The following is an 8,098-nucleotide window of genomic DNA, read 5'->3' on the forward strand; positions in this document are numbered from 1 at the left end:
GCAACGGCAGCATAAAAAGCGACGACTATTTCAGACTGCCCGAGAGGAATTGCTGCAGACGCTCGGACTGCGGGTTGGACAACACCTCGCGCGGATTACCGCGTTCTTCGACCACGCCTTGGTGCAGGAACACCAGCTGGTTGGAGACTTCACGGGCAAAGCCCATCTCGTGGGTCACCACCACCATGGTCCGGCCTTCCTGGGCCAGGGCCTGCATCACCTTCAGCACGTCGCCCACCAGCTCGGGGTCGAGGGCCGAGGTCGGCTCGTCGAACAGCATCACTTCCGGCTCCACCGCCAGCGCCCGGGCAATCGCCACGCGCTGCTGCTCGCCGCCGGACATATGACCCGGGTAGGCGTCCTTGCGATGTGCCACGCCGACTTTCGCCAGGTAGTACTCGGCCTTTTCCAGCGCCTCTTTCTTCGACATGCCGAGGACGTGAATCGGTGCCTCGATAATGTTTTCCAGCGCGGTCATATGCGACCACAGGTTGAAATGCTGGAACACCATCGACAGCCGCGAGCGCATGCGCTGCAACTGTTTCGGGTCGGCGGCCTTCAGCGCGCCGTCCTTGCCGGCCACCAGCTTCAACTCTTCATTGTTCAGCAGGATGCGCCCGGCATAGGGCTGTTCCAGCAGGTTGATGCAGCGCAGGAAAGTACTTTTGCCGGAGCCACTGGAGCCGATGATGCTGATCACATCGCCGGCGGCGGCTTCCAGGGACACGCCCTTGAGCACTTCGTGACTGCCATAGCGTTTATGCAGGTCTTGGACTTCAAGCTTGTACATGCGGTCGGTTCTCACAAAAACAGTCAGGTCAGTCGCTGAGCAGGCGTCCGTGGCGAAGCGGTACGCGCCCCGCCACCTTGGCCAGCCAGATCGAGGGTTGGGCGTAACGCAGCCGTTCCACGGCATACAACACACCGCTCGTGCCGGCACACACGGTGCTGACCCGGTCGGATAACGGATCGATCACTTCGAACAGCGGGTCGCCGGTTTCCACCCAACTGCCCACCGGCACCAGGAAACTCAACACACCGGGGTGCGGTGCATAGAGCAGCTCGGTGCCTTCGAACGGCATGCCTTCGCAAGGTTCCTGTTGCGCGGCGGGCCATTCGCCATCGATCAGGCCCTGCTCCGCGAGAAACGCCAGAATCCCTTCGGCCTGGGCCTCGGCCTGCTCGCGACCGGTATCGGCCTGGCCACCCAGTTCAATGGTGGTGGCCATGCACGCCAGCGGAATCTGCGCGTCCGGAAACTCCCGGGACAGGCGCAACCACGGCAACGAACAGGCCTCGTCGAACGAGGTGCCGCCCGACTCTTCCGCCAGCAGCCCGACACGAACCTTGAGGTGCGCCGCCAGGGAACGCCACTGCGGCCAATGCTGGGGGAAGGTGTACATGTGCAACGCGGCTTCACAATCGCAATGCAGGTCGAGCACCAGGTCGGCATCGCAGGCGTGGCTCAACAGCACCCGCTGCATGCCTTGCAACTGACTGGTCGCCGCCGGCAACGAAGCCAGCACCTCAAGCATGGCCTGGCGAATCAGTCGGATGTTGGCATGCGGATCATCGCCCAGGCGATCTTTCACCAGGGCGCTGACCGGCTCGGTCAACTGGACAAAATCGCGATTGAAGTTCTTGCCGCTGCCGTACTCGAAACGTCCTTGATGATTACCTTGCAGCAACTGGCCGAGACCGATCGGATTGGCCACCGGGACCAGCTCGATCACGCCCTTGAGGGCTCCGCGGGCTTCCAGCTCGACCAGGCGCTTTTTCAGCTCCCAGGCCGTGCGCATGCCCGGTAACTCGTCGGCATGCAGGCTGGCCTGGATATAGGCCTTGCGCTCGCCACTGCCGAAACGGAACACCGACAGCTGGCGCTCCGTGCCCAGGCTGCCCCAGGGCAAAGGATGATCGATACGTTGCATAGTCAGTGCTTCCTCGGCGCCAGGTAACCCAACCAGCGGCGTTCAGCCAACTTGAACAGCCGCACCAGGATAAAGGTCAGGCACAGGTAGAACGCGCCGGCGGTGATATAGGCCTCGAACGGCAGGTAATACTGGGCGTTGACGGTACGGGCGGCACCGGTGATGTCGATCAGGGTGACGATGGACGCCAGGCTGGTGGTCTGCAGCATCATGATCACTTCGTTGCTGTACTGCGGCAGCGCCCGGCGCAGGGCCGACGGCAGCAGGATGCGGCGGTACATCTTGTAGCGCGACATGCCCATGGCCTTGGCCGCCTCGATCTCGCCATTGGGCGTGGCCCGCAGGCTGCCGGCGATGATTTCGGCGGTGTAGGCGCTGGTGTTGATGGCAAAGGCCAGGCAGGCACAGAAGGTCGCGCTCGACAGCCAGGGCCAGAGGACACTCTCGCGCACCGCCTCGAACTGGGCCAGGCCGTAGTAGATCAGGAACAGCTGCACCAGCATCGGCGTGCCACGGATCACGTAGGTGTAGAGCCAGGCGCTGATGTTCACCACCGGCTGCTTGGACACCCGCATCAGCCCCAGGGGCAATGCCGCCAGCAGACCGAACAGCAACGACAAGGCCAGCAGTTTCAAAGTGGTCAGCAGGCCGCCGAGGTACAGCGGCATGGCTTCCCAGATGACGTTGTAGTCGAAGATCATAGATCAGCCGCCCTTACGCCTACCGAGTAGCGCTTCTCAAGGTGACGCAATGCCAGCAACGAGACGCTGGTGATCACCAGGTACATCGCCGCCACTGCGAGGAAGAAGGTGAAAGGCTCGCGAGTGGCATCCGCCGCCTGCTTGGCCTTGAACATCATGTCTTGCAGACCGACCACGGAAATCAGCGCGGTGGCCTTGGTCAGCACCAGCCAGTTGTTGGTGAAACCGGGAATCGCCAGGCGAATCATCTGCGGCACCAGCACCCGGAAAAACACTTGCAGGCTGCTCATGCCGTAGGACATGCCGGCTTCGGCCTGGCCCTTGGGGATCGCCATAAAGGCCCCGCGGAAGGTTTCCGACAGGTAAGCGCCGAAAATAAAACCCAGGGTGCCGATACCGGCGACCAGGGGGTTGAGGTCGATATAGTCGTCAAAACCGAGCAACGGCGCGACGCGGTTGAGCAGGTCCTGACCACCGTAGAAGATCAGTAGGATCAGCACCAGGTCGGGAATCCCACGGATGACCGTGGCATACAGGTCGCCGAGCCAGGCCAGCCAGCGCACCGGCGACAGGCGCAAGGCCACCCCGATCAAGCCCAGGACAATGGCCAGGGCCATGGACGACAAGGCGAGCTGAAGCGTCAGCCAAACGCCATCGAGGATGACAGCCCCGTAGCCTTTCAACATGATTCAGATCCTCGGAATTAGGGATGAAAAAATGGCGCAAACCTCAGAGCTCCTGCTGCTTGCGCCATTTCGGACTTGTCACCGCGGCGGTTTACTTGCCGTAGATATCGAAGTCGAAGTACTTGTCCTGGATCTGCTTGTACGTGCCATTGGCACGGATCGCGACGATGGCGGCGTTGATCTTGTCCAGATCGGCCTTGTCGCCTTTGCGCACGGCGATACCGATGCCGTCACCGAAGTACTTCTCGTCGGTGAATTGCGGGCCGACGAAAGCGAAGCCCTTGCCCGAATCGGTCTTCAGGAAACCGTCCTGCAACAGGGTGGCGTCAGCCACGGTGCCATCGAGGCGACCGGCGGCCACGTCCAGGTAGATTTCGTTCTGCGAACCGTAAGGCTTGATTTCAGCGCCCAGCGGCTTGAGGACTTCTTCAGCGAAACGGTTGTGGATCGAACCGCGCTGCACACCGATCTTCTTGCCCTTGAGTTCGGACAGGTTGTCGCTGACAACGGTGCCTTCCTTCATCACCAGGCGCGCCGGGGTGTTGTAGTACTTGTTGGTGAAATCGACCGATTTCTTACGATCGTCGGTGATCGACATCGACGACAGGATGGCGTCGATCTTGCGAACCTTGAGGGCCGGGATCAGGCCGTCGAACTCTTGCTCGACCCAGACGCACTTGACCTTCATCTCTGCGCACAGGGCATTGCCGATGTCGTAGTCGAAACCAACGATGCTGCCGTCCGGCGCCTTGGAGGCGAACGGAGGGTAAGCGGCTTCGATACCAATTTTCAGTGGTTTTTCATCGGCGAAGGTCGGCAGCGACAGCACGGACAGTGCCAGGGCGCCAAGCAGCACGAGTTTCTTCATCTTGAGACTCCATCGGTAAAGGGCAAAACGGCAGAGTGAGCAACAGCCCAATATGCGGATGGGAAAGCAGTCTTCGCGTAACGGTCAACGGCGAGCGCGTTCAGCGTGCGCCACAACCAGCGAGTGATCGGCATTCTAACGACAGGTCCGAAGCCGATATTTCCTCAATGCGACAACTAATTACAGAAGCGCCGAGAAAGCGGGATGGACACATTGACAACTCTTGATTTTCATGCAAGAGCGAAAGAAGGGGTAACCGATCTATCCTGCAAATAGCGGGCCTATTATTGGCAAAGCCTTCTATTCCGGCAAGCACGGCGTTCGATGAGATTTAAAAGGCCCTGGATTCTGACCGAAAACGGGCAGCAGCGTTTCCCTTTGCCCCGTGTTCGGGCGGCGAGTGACACATTTGGTTACCTACCGAAAAATCGGTAACAGAGAGAGGAATTCACAGCAAAAACCGATATTTATCTCACTTCATTCACGGACACCGCCACCTTGTGGGAGCCGGCTGGCTGGCGATGAGGCCCTGAGCCTTGCCGCGCCCTTCCGGCCGCCATCGCCAGCCAGCCGGCTCCTACGGAAACAAGACAGGCCACAGAACGCAAAGAGCCCCGCCCGGCGCAATGCCGGACGGGGCTCAGTCAACCCTGAACAGGTGTTACGCGACGTTCATGGTCTTGTGGGTATCGATCAGATGCTGCACCACGCCCGGGTCCGCCAGGGTGGAGATATCGCCCAGGCCGTCGTACTCGCCCGTGGCAATCTTGCGCAGGATCCGTCGCATGATTTTCCCCGAACGGGTCTTCGGCAAGCCCGGTGCCCACTGGATGACATCCGGCGAAGCAATCGGCCCGATTTCCTTGCGCACCCAGTTCTTCAACTCCAGGCGCAACGCTTCGCTGGGCTCTTCGCCACTGTTGAGGGTGACGTAGACATAGATGCCCTGCCCCTTGATATCGTGGGGCACACCGACCACCGCCGCTTCGGCGACTTTCGGGTGGGCGACCATGGCGCTTTCGATCTCGGCAGTGCCCATGCGGTGGCCGGAGACGTTCAGCACGTCATCCACGCGCCCGGTGATCCAGTAGTAACCGTCCTCGTCGCGGCGCGCGCCGTCACCGGTGAAATACATGCCACGGAAGGTCTTGAAGTAGGTATCGACGAAACGATCGTGATCGCCGTACAAGGTCCGCGCCTGACCCGGCCACGAGTCAAGGATCACCAGGTTGCCTTCGGCGGCGCCCTCGATGATGTTGCCCAGGTTATCCACCAGCGCCGGCACCACACCGAAGAACGGCCGTGTCGCCGAACCCGGCTTGAGCGCATGGGCGCCCGGCAGCGGGCTCATCATGTTGCCGCCGGTCTCGGTCTGCCACCAGGTGTCGACGATCGGGCAGCGCGACTTGCCGACATTCTTGTAGTACCACTCCCAGGCTTCCGGGTTGATCGGCTCGCCCACCGAACCGAGCAGACGCAGGCTGCTGCCATCGGCGCCTTCGACGGCCGCCGTGCCCTGGGCCATCATGGCGCGGATCGCGGTCGGGGCGGTGTAGAGGATATTGACCTGGTGCTTGTCGACGATCTTCGCCACCCGGGTAATGTCCGGATAGTTCGGCACGCCTTCGAACATCACGGTGGTTGCGCCGTTGGCCAGCGGGCCGTAGACAATGTAGGTGTGGCCGGTAACCCAGCCGACATCGGCGGTGCACCAGTAGACCTCGCCCGGACGGTAGTCGAACACCCGCTCGTGGGTCAGTGCCGCATACAGCAGGTAACCGCCGGTGGTGTGCTGCACGCCCTTCGGCTTGCCGGTGGAGCCCGAGGTGTAGAGGATGAACAGCGCCTCTTCGGCGCCCATCTCTTTCGGCGCACAGACGCTGCCGGCCACCTTCATCAGGTCCTCGAACCAGATATCGCGATGCTGGTTCCATTTGATCGCACCACCGGTGCGCTTGCACACGATGACTTTCTGGACGCTGCTGGTTTCCGGGTTGGTCAGGGCGTCGTCGACGTTGGCCTTGAGGGGGATCTTCTTGCCGGCGCGAACGCCTTCGTCGGCGGTGATCACCACTTTAGAACGGCAGTCGATAATGCGACCGGCCAGGGCTTCCGGCGAGAAACCACCGAACACCACCGAGTGGATCGCGCCGATGCGGGCACAGGCCAGCATGGCAACCGCGGCTTCGGGGATCATCGGCATATAGATGGTCACCACGTCGCCGCGGTGCACATCCTGGCCACGCAGGGCGTTGGCGAATTTGCAGACCTGCTCGTGCAGCTCGCGGTAAGTGATGTTGCGGGATTCGGCGGGATCGTCGCCTTCCCAGATGATCGCGACCTGATCGCCCCGCTCGGCCAGGTGGCGGTCCAGGCAATTGTAGGAAACGTTCAGGGTGCCGTCGGCAAACCACTTGATATCGACATGGTGATCGTCGAAGGAAGTCTGCTTCACCGTGGTGAAAGGCTTGATCCAATCGAGGCGCTTGGCTTGTTCACGCCAGAAGCCGTCGGGGTTGACGACCGACTGCTGGTACATCGCCTTGTAGGTCGCCTCGTCGGTCAGCGTAGTCGCCAGGACCTCAGGACGAACGGGGTACAGGGAAGCCGCACTCATCTTTCTTACCTCGGTGGATATGTTGTTGTTTTATGACCCTGTTGTAGCCGGGCCTGCGCCATGGAACCATTCGACGATGGTAGTAACAAAACCCTGAAAAACCTCGGTTCAATCGCTGCAAGGCCTCAAGCACGCTGCCTGTAGCGATTTCCGACACCCTGAAAATAACTCGGGAAACGGTCTCCGGAGACGTTTTTCGACGATTGTTACAGGTTTTGTCAATAGTCTTTATCAAAACCCCCTCTATATGAATGTTTTGTAGACTCTTAACATTGATTCCGCCAACTAAGGCAGCGAATTAACTTAGCGACAGCCCCCACGAAGGCCGTTAATTCGAATTCCAATCAACACCGCTCCACACGTGGCCTCACAAGGGCCATGTGACCCCTTACGACCCGAAGAAGGTAAATCGAGATGAAAGCTCTAGTCGTTCTGGCCCTCAGCAGCCTGTGTGCAACCGCCATGGCTGACGAGATTCCAACCGACGTTGCCAGCCACACCGTTCCGGTGGAAGAGTACACTTACAGTTCTCACCCGGATATTCAGAAAGTTATCTCCATGAGTGAAGTTCCGGATGTTTGCGAAGTTGTCCCGGCGCGCATGGTCTATGAAGACTCCCAGGGCGCCCGGCATATCATGGAATACCGCGTCATGGGTAACGGTTGCTCCCACGGTTAATATCCCGGCCTGATCCACCCTTGCAAAACCACCCGCCGCAAGAAGCGCTTCTTGCGGCAAAGGTGCTCCTCCCCGCATCCCCCGCCGCCACGACCTCCGCGCCCCGGTCCGGATCATTTCGCCTCCCTGGCGACAAAAACTGGCTGAAACAAACGGACAAATTCCCTATACTGTCGGCATCCATTCGCGCCTGAAAAAGCGTCGAATCGAGCTGAAAACCCTCGTTGATTCAGGCCCTTGCAGGCCACAGGGGAAGGCCCGGCGCCCTCTCCCGTCGACGACACGGGGTCATCCCGTACCTATTCCATGTTTTTGCGTGCACGAACCGCTGCTGCAAGCAACATATCCTTTAGATCCAAAGCGGCCATTGGTCGTGTGACAAGCCAACCATCAGTGTTTTTCACACGGGCATCAGGCCCTCACGCAGGAGACGACACGTCATGCTGAGCTGGGACGAATTCGACAAAGAAGAAGGCGAGGTGGCCGTCAAGGGCGCCAACGCCGGCCACGCCACCGAAGCCAACATGGACCGCCTCGACAGCGCCGGTGGCGCCGCGGCCCAGGAGGCCCGTGCCGTGACCGCTTCCGACTCGGCCGCCATCGCCCGTGCCAAGGCA

General features: G+C 60.5%; 7 protein-coding genes and 1 pseudogene. 2 read left to right on the forward strand and 6 right to left on the reverse strand.

All coding sequences use genetic code 11. From position 1 onward, the window contains the following. Positions 1-25: 25 nt before the first annotated feature. The 6 genes from M5C56_RS31700 to acs all read right to left on the reverse strand — a co-directional run bounded on the left by M5C56_RS31700 (position 26) and on the right by acs (position 6,803). Positions 26-790 (reverse strand): ATP-binding cassette domain-containing protein, encoded by a 765-nt coding sequence (locus tag M5C56_RS31700; RefSeq protein WP_103496548.1) that lies wholly within the window; start codon positions 788-790, stop codon positions 26-28. A gap of 28 nt (positions 791-818) precedes the next feature. Continuing rightward, positions 819-1,931: a succinylglutamate desuccinylase/aspartoacylase family protein gene (locus tag M5C56_RS31705; protein ID WP_103496549.1), complete on the reverse strand. Its 1,113-nt coding sequence runs from the start codon at positions 1,929-1,931 to the stop codon at positions 819-821. A gap of 2 nt (positions 1,932-1,933) precedes the next feature. After that, entirely contained in the window at positions 1,934-2,632 is a 699-nt protein-coding gene (locus tag M5C56_RS31710; protein WP_103496550.1) for an ABC transporter permease, read from the reverse strand. Next, on the reverse strand, positions 2,629-3,318 hold the full coding sequence (locus M5C56_RS31715) for an ABC transporter permease (protein ID WP_100944750.1): 690 nt from the start codon (positions 3,316-3,318) through the stop codon (positions 2,629-2,631). The genes M5C56_RS31710 and M5C56_RS31715 overlap by 4 nt, the downstream gene beginning before the upstream one ends. Before the next feature lie 91 nt (positions 3,319-3,409). Beyond that, complete coding sequence (locus tag M5C56_RS31720) at positions 3,410-4,186, reverse strand: ABC transporter substrate-binding protein (RefSeq protein ID WP_100944751.1); 777 nt, start codon at positions 4,184-4,186, stop codon at positions 3,410-3,412. Positions 4,187-4,847: 661 nt separating this feature from the next. After that, positions 4,848-6,803 (reverse strand): acetate--CoA ligase, encoded by a 1,956-nt coding sequence (gene acs, locus M5C56_RS31725; protein ID WP_103496551.1) that lies wholly within the window; start codon positions 6,801-6,803, stop codon positions 4,848-4,850. Positions 6,804-7,217: 414 nt separating this feature from the next. Between acs and M5C56_RS31730 the strand changes: the two genes are divergently transcribed. Together M5C56_RS31730 and M5C56_RS31735 are read left to right on the forward strand one after the other, a co-directional pair. Further along, positions 7,218-7,481: a DUF2790 domain-containing protein gene (locus tag M5C56_RS31730; RefSeq protein ID WP_100944753.1), complete on the forward strand. Its 264-nt coding sequence runs from the start codon at positions 7,218-7,220 to the stop codon at positions 7,479-7,481. A 440-nt stretch (positions 7,482-7,921) separates the two neighbouring features. After that, positions 7,922-8,098 (forward strand): annotated as a pseudogene (locus M5C56_RS31735) (ribonucleotide-diphosphate reductase subunit beta); the annotation flags it as partial.

The organism is Pseudomonas sp. MWU13-2862 (assembly GCF_023242495.1).
GTDB classification, from domain to species: domain Bacteria; phylum Pseudomonadota; class Gammaproteobacteria; order Pseudomonadales; family Pseudomonadaceae; genus Aquipseudomonas; species Aquipseudomonas gingeri_D.